At 67.6% G+C, this 18623-nt stretch carries 17 protein-coding genes and 1 tRNA gene; 4 read left to right on the plus strand and 14 right to left on the minus strand.

Annotated elements, in window-relative coordinates; all coding sequences use genetic code 11:
- Positions 1–2 precede the first annotated feature (2 nt).
- The 8 genes from VNE60_09990 to VNE60_10025 form a co-directional block, all read right to left on the minus strand.
- A complete protein-coding gene (locus VNE60_09990) occupies positions 3–1595 on the minus strand; it encodes a S41 family peptidase (GenBank protein HVB31843.1) in 1593 nt (530 codons plus the stop codon).
- Positions 1596–1627: 32 nt separating this feature from the next.
- Positions 1628–1849 carry a hypothetical protein gene (locus VNE60_09995; protein ID HVB31844.1) on the minus strand — a complete coding sequence of 74 codons (222 nt, stop codon included), beginning with the start codon at positions 1847–1849 and terminating at the stop codon, positions 1628–1630.
- A 31-nt stretch (positions 1850–1880) separates the two neighbouring features.
- Positions 1881–2768: a replication initiator protein A gene (locus tag VNE60_10000; GenBank protein ID HVB31845.1), complete on the minus strand. Its 888-nt coding sequence runs from the start codon at positions 2766–2768 to the stop codon at positions 1881–1883.
- Positions 2769–2816: 48 nt separating this feature from the next.
- Positions 2817–3521: an SDR family oxidoreductase gene (locus tag VNE60_10005; protein ID HVB31846.1), complete on the minus strand. Its 705-nt coding sequence runs from the start codon at positions 3519–3521 to the stop codon at positions 2817–2819.
- Between the two features lies 1 nt (position 3522).
- The gene (locus VNE60_10010; GenBank protein HVB31847.1) at positions 3523–4071 is read right to left on the minus strand and encodes a MerR family transcriptional regulator; all 549 of its coding nucleotides are present in this window, start codon (positions 4069–4071) and stop codon (positions 3523–3525) included.
- Between the two features lie 172 nt (positions 4072–4243).
- Entirely contained in the window at positions 4244–4897 is a 654-nt protein-coding gene (locus VNE60_10015) for a hypothetical protein (protein ID HVB31848.1), read from the minus strand.
- 255 nt (positions 4898–5152) lie between these two features.
- Positions 5153–5989, minus strand: coding sequence for an MqnA/MqnD/SBP family protein (locus VNE60_10020; GenBank protein ID HVB31849.1), 837 nt, complete (start codon positions 5987–5989; stop codon positions 5153–5155).
- A gap of 22 nt (positions 5990–6011) precedes the next feature.
- Complete coding sequence (locus VNE60_10025; protein ID HVB31850.1) at positions 6012–6806, minus strand: zinc ribbon domain-containing protein; 795 nt, start codon at positions 6804–6806, stop codon at positions 6012–6014.
- Positions 6807–6960: 154 nt separating this feature from the next.
- Here VNE60_10025 and glnA point away from each other — a divergent pair, with 154 nt between their 5' ends.
- Both glnA and VNE60_10035 read left to right on the plus strand, forming a co-directional pair.
- Positions 6961–8322 (plus strand): type I glutamate--ammonia ligase, encoded by a 1362-nt coding sequence (gene glnA, locus VNE60_10030; protein HVB31851.1) that lies wholly within the window; start codon positions 6961–6963, stop codon positions 8320–8322.
- A 49-nt stretch (positions 8323–8371) separates the two neighbouring features.
- Positions 8372–9988, plus strand: a complete 1617-nt coding sequence (locus VNE60_10035) for a M28 family peptidase (protein ID HVB31852.1) — start codon at positions 8372–8374, stop codon at positions 9986–9988.
- A gap of 84 nt (positions 9989–10072) precedes the next feature.
- Here VNE60_10035 and VNE60_10040 read toward each other — a convergent pair whose 3' ends face one another.
- From VNE60_10040 to VNE60_10050, 3 genes are all read right to left on the minus strand, one after another.
- Complete coding sequence (locus VNE60_10040) at positions 10073–12238, minus strand: glutamine synthetase III (protein HVB31853.1); 2166 nt, start codon at positions 12236–12238, stop codon at positions 10073–10075.
- 229 nt (positions 12239–12467) lie between these two features.
- Complete coding sequence (locus tag VNE60_10045) at positions 12468–12935, minus strand: Lrp/AsnC family transcriptional regulator (protein HVB31854.1); 468 nt, start codon at positions 12933–12935, stop codon at positions 12468–12470.
- 110 nt (positions 12936–13045) lie between these two features.
- Entirely contained in the window at positions 13046–14323 is a 1278-nt protein-coding gene (locus VNE60_10050) for an MFS transporter (GenBank protein HVB31855.1), read from the minus strand.
- A 121-nt stretch (positions 14324–14444) separates the two neighbouring features.
- Between VNE60_10050 and VNE60_10055 the strand changes: the two genes are divergently transcribed.
- Positions 14445–14516 (plus strand) — tRNA-Cys (locus tag VNE60_10055).
- A 245-nt stretch (positions 14517–14761) separates the two neighbouring features.
- Positions 14762–15493, plus strand: coding sequence for a hypothetical protein (locus VNE60_10060; protein ID HVB31856.1), 732 nt, complete (start codon positions 14762–14764; stop codon positions 15491–15493).
- Positions 15494–15497: 4 nt separating this feature from the next.
- Here the strand turns inward: VNE60_10060 and VNE60_10065 are convergent, their stop codons facing one another.
- The 3 genes from VNE60_10065 to VNE60_10075 form a co-directional block, all read right to left on the minus strand.
- Positions 15498–16259, minus strand: coding sequence for a transporter (locus VNE60_10065; protein HVB31857.1), 762 nt, complete (start codon positions 16257–16259; stop codon positions 15498–15500).
- Positions 16256–16558, minus strand: coding sequence for a chorismate mutase (locus VNE60_10070; GenBank protein HVB31858.1), 303 nt, complete (start codon positions 16556–16558; stop codon positions 16256–16258). The genes VNE60_10065 and VNE60_10070 overlap by 4 nt, the downstream gene beginning before the upstream one ends.
- Before the next feature lie 55 nt (positions 16559–16613).
- On the minus strand, positions 16614–18623 hold a 2010-nt coding region (locus VNE60_10075), incomplete at its 5' end, for a hypothetical protein (protein HVB31859.1).

Below are 18623 nucleotides of genomic sequence, written 5' to 3' on the forward strand. Positions count from 1 at the left end.
CCTCAGGGTTTCTTGACGGGCGTCGCCGGCTTGGCGTCGGCGAGCGCGAACAGATCCTGCTGGGTCTTGGCCTGGTCGAGCAGATGGAGGGCGCGCTCGAGGGGCGCGTCGAACGGCAGTTCGCGGCGCTTGGCCGTCGAGTCACCCTCGACGAACCGGGACACGCGATCTTCGATGAGCTGATCCACGTACCGTGAAGCGTGCGCGAACAGCGTGGGGTCGATCTTCACGCCCTTGGCGTCGAGCTGCTTCATGAACTCGTCGCGCCACGCCGGCTGGTACTTGAAGCCCGGGGACAGATGGTGCGAGAGGTCGAGCGCGAACGCATACAGCGTGAGGTACACCTCTTGTGACTTGGGCGCGAGGGCCTTGGCAAACTGCTGCTCGGCCGTGGTCAGCGTATCGTCGGGCACGATCACATCGGGCGTGATCCCGCCGCCGCCGTACACCACGCGACCGTCATCGGACTTGAACGCGGGGCGCTTCTTCTTGGACTGGTCGCTCTCCGCCGAATCGGGCGGCATCTCCACGAAATGCCCGTCCACGAACTTGCGCTCGCGCTGGATGGACCGCCCACTCGGCGTGTACCACTTGGCCGTGGTGAGCTTGAGCGCGTAGCCGTCGTCGAGCGGATACAGGGTCTGCACCAGTCCCTTGCCGAACGAGGTCTGTCCCACGATCAGCGCGCGGTCGTGGTCTTGCAGGGCGCCGGCCACGATCTCGGCCGCCGATGCCGTGCCACCGTCCGTGAGCACGACCAGCGGGACGGCGCCGAGGATCGGCGTGCCCTTGGCGTAATCCACCTGGGGCGGGCCGACGCGGCTGCGCACGGAGACGATCTCCTGCCCGCTCTTCAGGAAGAAGTTGCTCAGCTCCAGGCTCTGGTCCACCAGTCCGCCGGGATTCCCACGCTCGTCCAGGATGAGGCCGGTGGCGCCCTGCTTGACCAGCGACTCGGCGGCATCGGCCACATCCTGCGCCGCCGTCTCGTTGAATTGCAGCAGCGGGATGTAGCCCACCTTGCCGGCGAGCATGATCGCGTACGGCACGGCGGGGATGTGGATCACCGCCCGGGTGAACTCCACGTCGATGGGCTGGCTCACGCCGGGCCGGCCGAACTTCACCTTGACCTTGGTGCCCGGCGTCCCGGTGAGGTAGTCGGACGTGCGGTTGAGCGTCCAGCCGCGCGTCGAGAGCGTGTCCACGTAGAGGATCTGGTCGCCTTCCAGCACGCCGGCCGCCTCGGCGGGCGTGTTGGGGAAGACCTTGCTGACCGTGACCACGCCCTGCTGGCTCTCGATCTGCATCCCGATGCCGCCGTAGTGGCCGTTGGTGTTGGTGCTGAAGGCCTTCAGCTCCGCCGGCGAAAACAGCTGGCTATAGGGATCGTTGAGCTCGCGGACCAGGCCGCGGGCCGCCTTCTCGTAGATGTCACCCTGCGGGAGGGTGTCCACGTAGCGGTCCGACACGAGCGACAGGACCTGATCGAGCAGCAGCGCGCCCTTGGCGGAATCGTGGGATTGGAGGAAGAATCCCCCCACGAAGACCGGGATGATCAGGGCGGCGACGGCGGCGAATTTTCGGGAACGACGCATGGACAGCAAATCCAGAGAAAGTCTCCCGAAAACTACACCGCGGAGGTGCCCCCTGACACCGGCGATCCGGGTTCGCCATTGTCGGCGCCATCTTCTGGAGTTCCCAGGCGCCAGAGCTCGCGCCACGCGAGCCGGCGCCCGGAACGAAACCGCTTGCGGGACAACCGCAAGCCCTCGGAGGAGATGACGACCGTGAACGGCTCATCGTCGATGATGATTTCGCGACGGATTTCGTGAGTCAGTTTGGTAGCCATGTGATGTTGTACTCCGATTCGGCCCCGGCGTTCACTCCGGGTGGTTCCGCTCCCCGCCAGGTGCCCCCGGAGGCGGCGTGCGGCTTCCCAGGACGTAGTCCACGTACCACTGGCGGCGCTCCTGGCGGGTCGTGGCGCTCCGCAAGACACCTGTTTGCACCAGGGCGTCGTGGGCCGGCTGGAGCACGCGCAACAGATGGGACGGATAGCGCTGGACGAGCGGCAGCAACTCCTTCAGGCGGTCGAGCGAGATCCGCCAGGCGACATGCCCGTCGGCGCGCGCGACCTCGAGCAGCCGGTACAGGCGGCGCGCCACGGGGGAATCCAACGCGAGGTAGCGCGTGACGGCGAGCGTCACGACGTGACGGGCGGCGATGTTCTCGCGAATCGGCGCCGCCAGGACCACGCGGGCTTCGCCGGGCTCTGGCGCCGTCGTCGTGTCGAACAGGGCGAATTGGACGCGGTCCGCCGCCCGCCGGCGTTCGATGGAGACGGCACTCAACAGGGTGAACTGCCCGTCGAGATGCTCCTCACGCGCGGCAAGGAAGTAGGCGCCGGCCGACTCGAGCACCGTGCGCTCGAGTCGAACCAGCGCGGCACGCAGCTGCTCGTACGTTCGCCCGTCCACCCGTCGACCCATCGAATGTAGGAAGGCGTGGAGCGTGAACGAGATCGCGCCGTCGGCCGGGGCGTCGGCGTCGTGGTACCGGCGCATGATCTCCACATAAACGTCCTGGTCGAAGGTGCCCGGCAGCCGCCCTCCGGCGCCTGGCAGGACCCGCCACCGGCCACCGGACTCGGTCGTGAACGGCGACGTGGGGTCGTCCGGGGAATCGCTCAGGCGGAACAGCGGCAACCGCTCGAGGGATCGATCGAGGACGACGTTTCGAGAAGCGATCCGGCGGTGCGCGGTGGACATCACGAGCGTGCCCCGGGCGTCCGGCGGCCGCGGGAGTCCCGGGTGGCGTCAGCCAAGCCGAATGACCTGTCCCGTCACGGCGCGCGCCGCGTCCGAGCAGAGGAAGGCCGCGGCAGCCGCCACGTCGTCCCGTTCGACGTAGCGCGCGGCCGGCCCCATGGCTGCCAGGTTGGACTCCGTGCGAATGGACGTGGGCGCCAGCGCATTGGCGCGCACGCCGGCGTCCCGCTCCTCCTGCGCCACGGCCCGCATGAGCGTCACCACGGCTCCCTTGGCGGCGGCGTAGGCCCAACGACCGGCCACGGGCGCGGCCGGCAGCGCGGCTTCGGAGGCGAAGTAGACGATGGAGCCGCGGGCCCCCCGCAGCGAGGGCAGGAAGGCCCGCGTGGTGTGGTAGGCCGTGAGCAGGTTGATCCGGGTGAGGTGTTCCCATTCGTCGAGCGTGCTCTCAGTCACGGGGCCCGAAAGCGAGAACCCGCCGGCCAGATTCACCAGGGCGTGGAGCACTGCGCCGTGGGCGGCCTGCACGCGGGCGGCGAGGGCGCGCACCGCGGCCTCATCTGCCAGGTCGCACGCGTACGCGGTGGCCTGCCATCCGGCGGCCGCGAGCTCGGCCGCCCGCTGGCCAGCTTCGTCGAGCCCGTGGCCCACGAGGAGCACGTGGTCGCCACGACTCGCGAGTGCCCGGGCGACGGACTCACCCACCTGTCCCGCGCGACCGACGCCGGTGATCAGCGCGAGGCGCGGGGGCATGCTAGCGCAATTCCTCGCGTCCCAGCGCGGCTCGCACCGCTTCGCGCATCGCGATCATGGCATCGTCGCCTGCGGCCGGCGAGTCATCACGCACATGGATCTCGATGCCGTCGCCGACGACGATGCGGTGCCAGGCAGCGGATGGGCCGTCCCCCTCCGGGGGCGCGACGGTGTCGGCGCCCACCGCCAATGCAGGAGCGAGCGACCCCGCCACGCGACGCTCCAGCGCGTCGCCGGTGACGCCGCCCATCTCCTGCTTGATGGTGTCGAGCGTGGCCCCCTCGCGCTGCCGGATCTTGATGGCGAGCAACTGCAGCAAATGACGGTAGCCGTAGGTGGCGGCGGTTCCGGCGCCCTGGGGATGATCGAGCAGTCCGCTGGCCACGTAGAACCGGATCGCGCGGGCCGTCGGGGCGGCGCGCGCCGAAGCGTTGGTGGGGCGGACACCCGCCGCATCCACGAGCGCCGTGGCATGCGCCGCGAGTCCGCGGGCGTTCCATGGCGCGTGGCGCGCGTGCGCGCGCAGCAGGGCCACCGGCGACTCAGCCATGGGCGAGCATCGGGACGCAGTCGGGCGGGGGGCAGAACATGCGACAACAATAACGGTCGTGGTGGCGGGGCGTGAGATCGCAGGCGCGCCCGGGGCCGAAAAAGCAAATGGAGCAGCGGGGACTGACGGTCCCCGCTGCTCCACGGACAACGACCGGGCAGCCGGCGTGCAGCTACCGGCGACCCTTCTTCGCAGGTTTCTTCGTGGGTTTCCGGGCCACCTTCTTCTTGGCCGGGGCTTTCTTGGCTGGCTTCTTGGCTGCCTTCTTGGGTGGCGCCTTCTTAGCAGACTTCTTGGCCGGTTTCTTGGCCGGCTTCTTCACGGCCTTCTTCGCAACCTTTGGCTTGACCGCTTTCTTGGCCGGCGCCTTTTTGGCGGGCTTGGCAGCCTTGACGGGCTTCGCAGGCTTGACGGGTGCGGCCTTGGCAAGCGCCGGCTTGGCCGGTGCGGGCTTCTGCACCGGTTTGGCGGCGGGAACCGGCGCCTTCTTGGCGGCCGACGGCATGGGAGCCGCAGGGGACGGGTGCGCGGCTCCGCCGGTCGGTGCCGAGGGTGGGCTCGCCGGCCCTGACCGACCGCCGAACAGATCTTCCTCCTCGTCAACGGAATCAACGGATTCCGCGAAGACCTCCGCCTCCTCCTCCTCGTCCTCGACGTCCTCGGTGCTGTCCCAGAGATCGTCGCTGTCGTCTTTGTGTGTCATCCAGCCGCCGTCCTCCTCGTCGTCCTCTTCGTATGAAGCTCCTCCGCCATAGCCCACGTCTTCCGAATCGTCCTCCCGTTCGGAAAACCGGAACTTGTCGTGCAGCTCGTCGCCCCGCGGCATCGCCCGCCTCCTCGTGTTGGTATTACAGCGTCCTGCGTCTGTGCAGTGAGTTGAGTCGAAATGAGTGGGCGAGAGAACCTGGTCGCCATCCCCTCGCTCGGCATCGCGCGTGCACCGTCGCAGCGACAACTCCCTAGTACAATGCGGCGCTCGTTCCGTCAAGCACTCGTGGACTCGTTCGGAGCGTCTCGCCGCGGATTTTCACCGAAGTTCACAGTTTGCCGCCGAACGTGCGGCGCTGCTGCCCCTTGCCCATCAGTCCTCGACGAACTCCACCCGGACCGGGCCCGGGATGATCCCGGATTGAACGCCGCGTTCCAGCAGCAATCGCACCGCCTGCCGGCCGCGGTCCCCATAATCGAGCGTCCAGTCATTCACGTACATCCCGACGAAGGTGTCGGCCTTGGACCGTGCGAGCCCGCGGGCGTACTTCATCGCGTGGTCGAGCGCTCCTGCACGATGGTCCAATGCATACACGATACTGGCCTTCAAGTGTCGCGAAACTTGCTTGATTAGCGCTGTTCCAAGGTCCTTTCTGACGACGTTTCCGCCAAGGGGAAGCGGCAGCCCGGTCTCCTGGTACCACCATTCGCCAAGGTCCTGTACCAGATGAAGTCCGCGATCGGCAAATGTGAGCTGGCCCTCATGGATCAGTAGCCCGACTTCGGCCCGACCATCGAGTACGGCATCCTCGATCTGATCGAACGGAATGGCCACCGGCTCGAACTCGGGCTGATAGAGTCGCAACGCCAGATACGCCGTGGTTTTGAAGCCGGGAATCGCAATTCGCTTGCCGCGAAGGTCGTCGCGGGTCATCGGCGTGCGGGCCACCAGCCGCGGGCCATAGCGGTCGCCGATGGACGCCCCATGGGGGAGCAGCGCGTAGCGATCCGACAGGTACGCGTAGGCGTGGATGGACACGGCCGTGACTTCGAGTTCGGCGCGGAGCGCGCGCTGGTTGAGCGACTCGATGTCCTGCAGCTCGTGGACGTAGGTGAGACCCTCGGTGTCGATCTTCCCTTCGGCGAGCGCATAGAACATGAACGCGTCGTCGGAGTCGGGGCTGTGCGCGACGTGAATGGTGCGAGTCATTTCAATTTGAATGAAGGGCCGTTCAGCGCTTTCTGGCTAGCTCGAGCGCGGCCTTGATGTCGTTCTCGTGGAGCGAATACTCCGGCCGCTGCTTGGCCATCTCGCCGGGCTCGGCCTTGAGCAGGCGATCAAGATACCTGCGCTCGGCCGCCGAGTCCTTGCGGGAGTTGGCGGCTTGGGCCGCGAGGATCAGGCCGAGCAGATGGTTCGGGTTCTTCTTGAGAATCGAGTCGGCTTCGACGGCCGCGAGGGCGTCGTTGCCCGAGACCTCGGCGATTCTGCCCATGTCGTACCGCTGATCGAGCGAGAGCGAATCGAGCATCTGGAACGCGGCGGTGCCCATGGGGGCGAACATCTGCACCGTGTCCTTCTGTCCCCGCTCGTACGCGCCCATGATGAGGTCGAACAGGCGCGAGGCGCGTTCGTCGGGCGACATCTGGCTGATGTCCGGCGCCGGACCCATGGAGGGCTGGCTGGTGTCGGCCTGGATGGAGGCGTCGGGCGCCGCGCTCTGGCCCGACCGCGCAAACCGCTGTCCGGCCACCATGGCCACCAGCGCCAGGAGCGCGATCGCCGCCACGGCCCACGGCAGCGCGTCGCTCGTTCTCCCCGGCTGCGGTTCGGGCTCCACCGGAGCGCTGCCCGGGGTGCCCACGGGAGTGCCGCAGCGATGACAGAACTTTGCGCCCGGCGTGAGTTCGGCATGACAGGCGCCGCAGGCCACGGCGCCGAGGGGCCCGCCGCATGAGGAGCAGAACCGGCCGGACGCCGGCGCGCCGCAGCTGGGGCAGGGAGACGGCTTGGAAGTGTCGGACATGGGGCGAAAACTAGCGCGAGATAAAGCCTCGGGGAGGGGCAACAGGCCCGGGCCGGCCCCTTTGACATTCGGCGGCATCGAGAGGAGCTTGCATCGCATCCGGAGCGCCCGGGCCCCGGCCCCGCTTCATCCTCTGGTCTCCCCACGGTCCGCCATGCCCGTTTCCCGGTCTCTCGCGCCCGATGTCTCCGCGGCAACCGCCAAGGACATCCTCACGCTCACCCAACAGCTGAACGTGCGCTTCATGCGCCTTCAGTTCACGGATATCCTGGGCGTGAACAAGAACGTGGAGATCCCGGCCTCGCAGTTCGAGAAGGCGCTGGCCGGCGACATCATGTTCGACGGCTCGTCCATCGAAGGGTTCGTGCGCATCGAGGAGTCGGACATGCTGCTGGCGCCGGACCTGTCGACGTTCGTGGTGTTTCCGTGGAGCGACGCCGAGAGTCGTGTGTGCCGGCTGATCTGCGACATCAATCGCCCCGACGGCACGCCGTTTCCGGGCGATCCGCGCGGCGTGCTCAAGCGGCAGCTGGCCCGCGCGGCGTCGATGGGCTTCTCGATGAAGGCCGGGATGGAAGCGGAATTCTTCATGTTCAAGCGCGGGCCCGACGGCGAAGCCACCACGCGCACGCACGACGTGGGCGGCTATTTCGACCTCGCACCGGTGGACCTGGGCGAGGATGCCCGGCGCGCGATCGTGGACACGCTGGAGCGCATGGGCTTCGAGGTCGAGGCGGCGCACCACGAAGTGGCGCACGGGCAGCACGAGATCGATTTCCGGTACGCCGACGCGATCACGACGGCCGACAACATCGCGACGTTCCGATTCGTGGTGAAGTACGTGGCGCAGCAGTTCGGCCTGTTCGCGTCGTTCATGCCCAAGCCGATCTTCGGACAGAACGGCAGCGGGATGCACACGCACCAGTCGTTGTTTCGCGGCAAGCAGAACGCGTTCTGGGATCCGAAGGCGCAGTGGGAGCTCTCGGAGACGGCGCTCCACTACATCGGCGGGCTGCTCAAGCATGCTCGCGGCTACTGCGCCATCACCAACCCGCTGGTGAATTCATACAAGCGGCTGGTGCCGGGCTACGAGGCTCCGGTGAACGTGGCCTGGTCGATGCGCAATCGCTCGCCCATGCTGCGGATTCCGGAGCGGCGGGAACTGGGCACGCGGGTGGAGCATCGGGTGCCCGATCCGGCGGCGAATCCCTATCTGGCCCTGGCCGCGATGCTCGGCGCCGGACTCGACGGCATCGAGACGAAGGCCGACTGGCGCGAGCCGGTGAACGAGAACATCTGGGAGATGTCGCATCGCGAGAAGCGGCGGCTGCGCATCGACGACCTGCCCCACGATCTCAACGAAGCATGCGACGAGCTGGAGAAGAACACGGTGATGACGGAAGCGCTGGGCGAGCACGTGACACAGCACTTCCTGGCGGCCAAGCGTGAGGAGTGGCGCGCCTACATCTCCCAGGTGAGCCGCTGGGAGATCGACGAATACCTCGCCAAGTACTGAGGCGATGGCCGCTCGCGCAGGCCGAGACCTTCAACATGCAGGGCCGATCATGTCACGGACTTCGGGATCACGAACAACGTTCATCGGGGTGAGCCTGGCGCTCGCCCTCGCGACGGGACTCCATCCACGGTCGCTCGCCGCGCAGGCCCCGCCTACGGGAGCGGCAGCCGCGTGGTGGCACCAGATCACCGTGCTCGCCGCCGACAGCATGCGCGGCCGCCGCACGGGCACGGAGGACTACCTGAAGGCGGCGCGCTACGTGGCGGCGCAGTTCGCGGCCGCGGGCCTCGAGCCCGGCGGCACCGATGGCTTCTTCCAGACCGCGCACCTCGCCACGGTGACGCTCGTACCGGAACGTTCGGGCATCGTGCTCGAACGCGGGGCCGCGCACGACACGCTGGCGCTCGGCACCGACGCCACGTTGCAGATCAATCCGTCGTCGGCGCCAAGCGTGCAGGGGCCGTTGGTTTTCGTGGGCTATGGACTCCACTTGCCCGGCGCCTACGACGACGTGGGGCATGTGGATCTACACGGCAAGGTGGCGGTGTACCTGAATCGCATGCCCACGGGCCTGAGCGCGACGATGTTCGCGCACGGCCGGGCGTCGCGGTGGCTCGAACTGCACCGGCTGGGCGCGGTGGCGGCCATCGCCATCGCGGACGCGCCGGTGTCCGGACGCGAAGGGCGGGGCGGAAGGGGTGGCGGCGGCGGGCCACGGGCCGTGATGGGCCTGGCGGACGATCCGTCGGAGGGCGGCCTGCTCATCAACCTTCGCGCCGAGGCGGCGGAGCGACTGTTCGCCGGCTCGGGCCATACCTACGCCGAGCTCGTGGCCCTGTCGGACGCGCACCGACCGCTGCCCACCGTTCCGCTCGAGCCGATCCTGCATGCGTGGGACGGCGTCGAGCGCACATCGGTGGATGCGCCGAACGTGGCCGGGCTGCTGCGCGGCACCGACCCGGTGCTCCGGCATCAGTATCTGATCGTCAGCGCGCATCTCGACCATCTGGGCGTCGGGCGCCCGGTGAACGACGACAGCATCTACAACGGCGCGATGGACAATGCGTCGGGCGTGGCGACGCTGATCGAGACGGCACGCGCGTTCAAGGACGGCCATGTGCGGCCGCGCCGGTCGATCATCTTTCTCGCCATCACCGGTGAGGAAGAGGGCGAACTCGGCTCCGCGTATTTCGCCATGCATCCCACGGTTCCGGTGGGGGACATCGTCGCCGATCTGAACACGGATATGTTCCTGCCCATCATCCCGTTCAAGGGAGTGTTCGCCTATGGGTGGGACGAGTCCGATCTGGGCAAGGATCTGCTCCCGGTGCTGAAGGCGCGCGGGCTGGAGAACTTCGCGGACCCGGAGCCCGAACAGGTGCGGTTCATTCGCAGCGACCAGTACAGCTTCATCAAGCGCGGGATCCCGGCGATGGCGTTCAAGGTGGGGTACACGAAGGATTCGCCGGAGATGAAGGTGGTGAGCGAGTGGCTGACCAATCGCTATCACAAGCCGTCGGACGACCTGGAGCAACCGGTGAACTTCCAGACCGCGGCGGCATTCAACGCGATGTACTTCGACATCGTGCGCGCCGTAGCCAACCGGCCCACGAAACCGGCCTGGTATCCGCAGAGCGTGTTCGCGCAGATTCCGCGCGCCAGGTAGCCGGCGCCGCTCGGGCAATGTCAAACGGCCGGCCGACGATCCCATCGATCGCCGGCCGGCCGTTCGTCTCGAAACGTACGCGACTCACACGGGAAAGAGCATCTCCCGGTACTTGGGCAGCGGCCACTGCTGGTCTCCCACCGCCAGTTCCAGCGCGTCGCACGCCTCGCGCAGCGCCTGCATGGCATCGGCGCAGGTGCCGGTGAGGAACCTGGCCTGGTCCTCGAGCGCGTCGTGCATCGACTCCGCCTTGTCGATAGCCTTGGCCAGCGCCGCCCGCTTCTGTTGCACCGTGGTGAGGATCTTGGACACCTCACCGGCGGCGTGGATCTGCGGCGCGGCGGACACGCCGCTGGCCTTGGCGTTGGCAGCGGCGCTGGCCAGCATTCCCGAGTAGGCGAGGCCCGCCGGAAGGACCATCGTGTCCACCATCTCGCGCATCGTGTGCGCCTCGATGAGCATGTCCTTCACGTAACGCTCGAGCCGCACGTGGAAGCGCGAATCGAGTTCCTGCTTGGTGAAGATGCCGAGGCCGGTGAGCAGATCGCGCGACTTGCGCGTGGTGAGCTGCGCCAACGCCTCGGGCGTGCGGCGCAGGTTGAGCAGTCCGCGACGTTCGGCCTCCGTCACCCATTCATCCGAGTAGTTGTTGCCTTCGAACCGGATGTTCTTGGTGGCGCGGAACACCGGGCTCACCACCTTGAGCACCGCGTCGTCCACCTTCTTGGTCTTCTTGAGTTCGGCGCGGAGCGCCTGCGAGAGTTCGGCGATCGACTCGGCGACCGCCGCATTGAGCAGGCAGACCGGGAATGCGATCGAGGCCGACGACCCGACGGCGCGGAATTCGAACTTGTTGCCGGTGAACGCGAACGGCGACGTCCGATTGCGGTCGGTGTTGTCTTTGGCGATGTCGGGCAGCTTGGCCACGCCCAGCGTGATCATCGCCTGTTCGGCGCTGCCCATGGTCTTGCCGCTGGCGATGCTCTCGATGACCTGCGTGAGCGTACGGCCCATGAACACGCTGATGATCGCCGGAGGCGCCTCGTTGGCGCCGAGGCGATGTTCGTTGCCCGAGGACGCGATGCCGGCGCGGAGCACGCCCGCATGGCGATGCACCGCCTGGAGGACCGCGGCGAGGAAGAGCAGGAACCGCACGTTCTGGTGCGGCGTGTCGCCGGGCTTGAGCAGGTTGAAGCCGTCCAGTTCCGGGCGATCGGACGTGATGGACATGGACCAGTTGCAGTGCTTGCCCGAGCCGTTGATGCCGGCGAACGGCTTCTCGTGCAGCAGGGCGTGCAGCCCGTGGCGGAGCGCGACCTTGCGCAGCGTGGCCATCACCAGCTGGTTGTGGTCCACGGCGATGTCGGTCTCCTCGAACATCGGCGCCATCTCGAACTGCGACGGCGCCACCTCGTTGTGCCGCGTGACGATGGGCACGCCGAGCTTGTACAGTTCGTGCTCGACCTCGGCGATGCAGGCCTGGATGCGCTCGGGGATGCCGGCAAAGTAGTGGTCCTCGAGCTGCTGCCCGCGCGAGGGCGGGGCGCCGAGGAGCGTGCGGCCGGCCATCACGAGATCGGGGCGGAGCGAGAAGAACCCGCGGTCGATGAGGAAGTACTCCTGCTCGGGTCCGAGGGTGGTGTACACGCGCTGCACGCCCTTGTCGCCAAGCAGCGAGAGCAACTCCATCGCCTTCTCGGACAGGACATCGGAGCTGCGGAGCAGGGGGGTCATCTCGTCCAACGCTTCGCCGTTGTAGCCGATGAACACCGACGGCACGCACAGCGTGCGCACGCCGCCCGACTCGACGATGAACACCGGACTCGCCGGATTCCACGCCGTGTAGCCGCGCGCTTCCCAGGTGGCGCGCAGTCCGCCGGAGGGGAAGCTCGAGGCGTCGGGCTCGCTCTGGATGAGCTGAGCGCCGCTGAACGATTCCACCGGCTGGCGGTGGTCATCGAACGTGAGGAACGCGTCGTGCTTCTCGGCGGTGAGGCCGGTCTGCGGCTGGAACCAGTGCGTGAAGTGCGTCACGCCATGCGAGATCGCCCAATCCTTGATGACCTGCGCCACGGTGGGCGCGATCTCGAGATCGAGTTTCTGGCCCAGGCGGACCGACGCGAGGAGCTTCTCGTAGACGGCCTTGGGCAGCTTGTCGCGCATCTGCCGGGCGCCGAACGTGTTGACGCCGAAGTACGACGACGTGGGCGCGGGGTAAGGCGACCGGGGAAGCAGGGGTGTGCGGCTCACGACGTCGCGAAGGGCAGCGGCGCGGCCTGATGACGAGGAGCTGGACATTGGCGAGGGCTGGGTCAGGAGTGGGCGGCGTTAGCGGCGGACGTCGAATTCTGCAAAATCTGCACAATTATCAATTCACAATGCAAAAATTGATCGCTGAATCTAGCATTTTGCCATCAATTGTTGCAAGTGACGCAGAAATCGCATTTCGTCAGTCTGTTTGCGTGGCCGTCCGTGGGGGTCATCCCTGGACCGGCCCCGTCACCAGGGGGAGGGTCACCGTTTCCTTGATGGTGCGCAGCACGATCGTGGTCCGGGTGTGCGCCACGCCGGCAATGGCCTTGATCTCGTCGTTGAGCAGGCGTTCCAGGTCGGACGTGCCCCGGCAGCGAATTTTGAGCAGGAAGTCGTCGTCGCCTGAAACGTGCTGGCACTCCTGGACCTCAGAGAGCGAGATCACCCGCTCCAGAAACGCCTCGCGGTAGCGCGGCCGCTCGAGCGATACGGCGACGAATGCGACCAGGTGGAGGCCAACGGCGTCGGGGTCGATGAGCGCGGCGTAGCCCTGGATCACGCCCTGCGATTCCAGGCGATGAACCCGGTCGGCGGCGGCCTGCGCGGTTATGCCAAGGAGCTCTCCGAGGTTCTTCCAGCTGTCTCGGCCGAACTCCTGCAGGCGCGATAGTGCTTTGTGATCGAGTGCATCCATGGTTGATACATTGTGAATATCAACCATAATCGCCAATTTCGCTGGTGGGCGCAAATCGCGCACATCCGACCGCGCGGGTATTTCGCCGGGTTCGCGCCTCGCTCCGCCGACTACTCCAACCGCTTGAGGTCGCGGAGCGATGGGACCGTCCTGGCCACCACGCCGACCACGCCCAGCGAGGCCAGTCCGCCCAGGATCACCGCCGGAACCGCACCCAGCAGCCTGGCAGTGACCCCGGACTCGAATGCCCCCAGTTCATTAGAAGAGCCGATGAAGATGGCGTTCACCGCCGACACGCGGCCCAGCATCTCGGGCGGCGACATGATCTGCAGCAGAGTGGCCCGCACCACCACGCTCACGTTGTCGGCCATGCCGCTCAGGGCGAGCAGCCCGAACGAGAGCACCACGTTCCGCGACAGCCCGAAGCCGATGATCGCGATGGCGAAGGTGGCTACGGCGAACAGCATGGTGCGGCCGGCGCGCTCCATCGGGCGTCGGTGCGCGATGTAGATGGACATCACCACGGCGCCCACGGCCGGCGCGGCGCGGAGAATGCCCAGCCCCTCGGGCCCCACGTGGAGGATGTCGGACGCGAACACGGGCAGTAGCGCCTCGGCGCCGCCGAGCAGCACCGAGAAGAGGTCGAGCGTGAGCGCGCCGAGGATGGCGGGCTGATGAAACACGAAGTGGATGCCGGCGCGCAGGCTCTGGACAAGGGGCTCGCGCACGGCGCCGGCGGGCTGCGGGGTGTACCGGATGGCGGCGAAGGCCGCCACCGAGATCACCATGAGCGTGGTGTCAGCGCCGTACGCGACGGTGGCCGACGAGAAGCCATAGAGGAGCCCGCCGATGGCGGGTCCGACCACGGCGGCGGTCTGCCACGCCGAGCTGCGCCAGGCCGAGGCGTTGGCGTAGGCCGCGCGGGGCACGATCTCGGCGAGGAGGGCGGCGCGGGCCGGGTTGTAGAATGCCCGCGCGATGCCGCTCACGAAGATCACGGCAAAGAATGGCCAGACGCCGGGCGTGGCGAGGACGCGGGGGTTGACGCTGAATATGAGAAAACTGATAGAACAGAGGACCATCGCCGCCAGCGCCACGAGCGTGATGGTGCGGCGGTTGAGCCGGTCGGCCGTGTGGCCGGCGGGCAGCGAGACGCTGAGAAAGGGCAGGGCCTCGGCGAGCCCGATGAGGCCGAGCGAGAGCGGGTCGTGGGTGATGGTATAGATCTGCCACCCGACGACGATGCCCTGGATCTGCGTGGCGACGGTCATCGCGAACGTGCTGACGACGAACCATCGGAAGTTGGGGAAGCGGAGCGACGCATACGCGTCGCGGGACGGCGCCGTCGGGTCTGGCTGAGGTGGGAGCGGAGGGGCGCTGGGGGACATGGGCCAGCGGAGACTAACGCGTGAGGGGTGGGAGCAGAAGACGGCGGCGAGCCCGCCGTAGAGCGGGCCGAGGCGGTTGGCTTGAGTGGGGGGTGTGTGGCGGCTAACTTCTCCCCACGTTGGCGCGGTAGCCAAGTGGTAAGGCAGCGGTCTGCAAAACCGCTATTCGCGGGTTCGATTCCCGCCCGCGCCTCTGGCCCTGAACATCGTTGAGAAGCATAGCCGGGCCGCGCGGGGGACACCGCGCGGCCCGGCGTGTTTGTGGGCGTCGCGGTCGATGGCCATCCGATCCGGCGGGCCCGATGCGGGCAGTAAGTCGCGGCACTTCCCCGAATGGACGTCTTCGCGCGAAGCACGTAGTTTCGCAGACCGTGCGCTTCGCGTCCTCCCAACGATGCCAGCAACGGTCGTCCTCGCCATCCGCCTTCCGGAGCCTCCGTGACCGAGCCCTCGATTTCCACCTCCGCCACTCCGCGGCGGGAGTTCCTTGGCCAGCTGGCCACCGTCGCCGCGGCGTTCGCGGCCACTGCATGCGCCAGCGGCGGGCTGGGCGCCGCCGCGGCGAGCGCCGCCCCCGCCGAGGCGGGGCCCAAGCTCGCGCCGGTCCCGACTCTGCCGCCGCTGCAATTTGACGACTCGTGGACCACGCGACTGACCGGTCGTTACAGGGCGGTGTTCGATTCGCCAGAGATCGACGACGGCACGGCGGTGTTCAACGCTTACGTGTACATGCAGGGCTTCAAGGACATGTACACGCTGCAGGATGCCGACGTGAGCGCGGTCATCGTCATGCGCCACATGGCCATTCCGATGGCGCTGGATGACGAATTCTGGGCGGCCTACGCGCTGGGCGAATACGCCAAGGTGAAGGAGCAGGGCTCGGAGCGGTGGGCCACGCGGAATCCGTTCTGGAAGGCGAGCCCCAAAGATCCGCAAGACGCCGCGTACACGCTCGATGCGCTGCAGCAGCGCGGGACGGTGCTGCTCGGATGTTCGCTTGCCGCGCGCGGTATGGCGTCGATTCTCGCCAAGCGCACCAACCAGAAGCCGGACGCAGTGTTCGACGAGCTGCGGCAACACCTGATTCCCGGGCTCGAACTGGCGCCGTCGGGGATCTTTGCCGTGATGCGCGCTCAGGAAGCGGGTTGCAAGTACATGCGGTCCACCTGAACCGCTACCACAGGCGTCCCACGTTCCAGGTGAGCCCCGCGTACAGCGCGGGCGGCTGCGTCCCCGACACGTTGGCGATCATGCCGGCGTCGGCCACGAACCAGGGGTGCACGGTGTAGGTGGGGCCGGTGAGAAAACCCACGGCGGGCAGGGCGGAGAATCCCGGATAGCCAAAGATCTCCGCGTCCCAGGCCCATGGGCCGGCCACCGACGTGCCGGTGGACACGGTCCAGAGCGCGGCGTTGCCGGCCGCGGCACCGTGCGTGCGTCGTGTGTACCCGACGTTGATGTCGAGCGACACCGGGCCAAGCTCATGGCTCGAGATCGCGAGCAACGAGAAGTCGGTGGTGCCGGTGCCGGCACCGCGAGCCGGCGAACCGGTGGGCAGCTTGATGCCGGGCTGAACTGCGAAATCGCCGATCAGCGGCGCGTCGTCGAGGAGCCGCCACTTGATGTCCATGGCGGCATCGCCGAGCGCAGTGGGCGCGGACGTGGTGGGGCGGGTGGTGGTGAGCACGACGCCCAACTGCATGTCGCCGGTGAGTCCGAATTTCAGTGTGGTGGGCGTGGCCAGCGAGACGGCGCTCGCGTCCACACGGTCGCGCTCAACCCCGGTTTCGAGTTCGAACCATCCGGGGGCGACGGTGCCGGCGTGGGTGGCCACGGTGGGCCGTTCGGGCTGCGCGTCGTGTGGTGAACGCGGGGCCTGAGCGGCGAGGGGCACGGCGGCGAGGCACAGCAACAATCCCCATCCGACGCGCTTCAATCGGACGCCTGTTGCGCGTGGCGGGAGATCTCGATGAGGTGCGTGAACAGGCGGCGCATCTCGGCCTCCGGCAGCCCCTCGACGCGCGCGAGTTCGGCGGTGCGCTCGAGAACGGCCTGTTCGCGCGCCGCGTCGCGGGGCGGAAGACCGGCGGCGCGCTTGACGGTTCCCACCTCGCGGGCCAGGCGCACGCGTTGCGCCACGAGGGCTACGATCTCGCGATCGAGCGCCTCGATGCGGTCGCGCAGTCGCGACAACTCGTCACCAGCGGCTTCGGGGTCCGGCGGCACTCCGCGCATGCCTCGAAGCTAAGCGTTCGGCCGGATTGCGAAACCCGGGACCGCCGGCATCCGGCTACCCCCCGGCGGTGGCGATGAACATCCGGATGTGCAGCGGCTCCTTGGCGTTGTACAGCATCGAAGCCATGCCGGGAAGGAGTTGCAGTTGGACTGGCGAGAGGACGCCCTTGAAGGTCTTCTGCACGTCGAGACGCGTGATCTCCCATGCGGCGTCGGTGGCATCGCTGGCGCGCTTGAGCGCCTGCGCGGCGTCGTAGTGGTCTGGAAGATCGGCCAGGTATTGCGCGAGGTTCGTCCACAGGGAATCCATGCGCTGTCGGTACTTGAGCTGGGAGGCGCGCAGTTCGTCCACCTGGTCGCGGGTGAGGAGCAGGGAGTCGCTCTGCTGCAGCACACTGGTATAGGGGTCGGGCACGTCGCGCTCGTAGCGCCGCTTGAGATCGTTGGCGGTGAGCTTCTGGCCCCGGTGTCCGTCGCGTCCGGGATTGAGCCACTTGTCGAGTTGCTGCTCGTCGATGGGGCGGCCGATGTCGATGCTCACGTCGAGCGTGAGGCGGAATGGCGCGCGCACGGTGTTGAGCGCCGGGTCGGTGCTGCCGAAGCGCGGATTCACCTGGTACCGGAACTGGCTGCTAACCGGGTCGTAGCCGCGCACGGTGTACAGCACGGCATCGGGCATGGCCGGCGTTCCCCAGCCGTGAAGATTGTTGCTGCCGTGCAGGAGCTGGTCGAGGCCGCCGAGTGGATTGGCGAGGTTGATGCCGACGTTCACGCGCCGCCCGAGGTGGAGCAACTGGCCCGTGAGGCCGAGTCGCGCGTTGAGGGCCGTGGTCCAGGGTCCCTGGCAGCTGTTACGACCCGCGGCGCTCCCGGTCTGTGACGCGAGGCAGCCGCGGACGTTGGCGGCGGACGAACCTTCCAGGCGGCGCAACCCATTCGCCAGGCCGGTATCGGCCACGGTGTTGGGATCGAAGATGAACGCGCGGTCGTTGGCGAGCCCATCGCCATTGACGTCACTGCCGATCATCGGCGTGAACGGCGTGCCCGACTGCAGCCGTCCCATGAGCGACAGGCTCACGCCCTTCATGCCGTAGCCCAACTGCAATACGAACTGATGCCGCGCATCGAGGTCGCCGCGGGCCCAGGTGCGATCGTTCGGGTTGCTGAACGTGGAGCCGTCGAATCCGCGCTGCTGGGCGCGAATGGACGACAGCGTGTAGCCGAACGAGAAGTACCAGCGGCTGAGGAACGCCGAGAGGTCCGGGGTGAGCGTGATGGTGGCCTGCTTGCTCACTGAGCGCAGGTCGGAGCGATTGCTCACCACGTGTCCGAAGGCGTCGGTGACGCGGGCGTCGACGGGCGAGACGAGTCCGGTGGACGGGACGATGCTGGCGGGATCGGTGAACATGGGCCGGCCTTCGCCCGGCAGCACGAACCGCGGCGCGCCCGTGAAGTTCAGGTCGACGGTGCCGGGCTGATTCAGGTTCAGCGAGTAGATGCCTTCCACCGAATAGGTGAGTTTGTGCCAGGTGGATGACCACGAGAGGTTGCCGCGCCAGCTCCGCGTGGCCGTGTAGGCCGGATCGAAGAGCTGCACGTTTGGCGCGGCGTCGGCGAACGACGAACCGGCGCTGCCGGCGCACTGCTGCGGGATGGCGGCCGGATTGTTGTCGTACGCGCTCCAGTCGGGCGTGGGGACGGCGGCGCCGATGCACGACAGCCGCTCCACGCCGCCGGGCAGTCCCGTGGACACCGAGGCGGCGGAGAGCAGCGACGGGGCGATCATGTTGCGGAACTCCCCGAATCCGCCGCGGAGCACGCCGCTGGGGCCGCCCAGGAACCGGCCGAAGGAGTTCACCATCATCATGTTCCGTGCCTGTCCGCTGCGGATCCAGGTGAAGCCGATGCGAGGACTCACGTGGATGCTGTTGGGCGCATGATCGGTGCGGGCGCCGAATGCGGAGGCCACGGCGGGGTTGTAGGCCGGCGCGTCAGTGAAGGCGTTGCCCTCGAGACGCGCGCCGTACATCACCTGGAGCGTCTGGTTGACGCGCCAGAGATCGCT

It is taken from the genome of Gemmatimonadaceae bacterium (genome assembly GCA_035533755.1).
Lineage (GTDB): Bacteria > Gemmatimonadota > Gemmatimonadetes > Gemmatimonadales > Gemmatimonadaceae > JAGWRI01.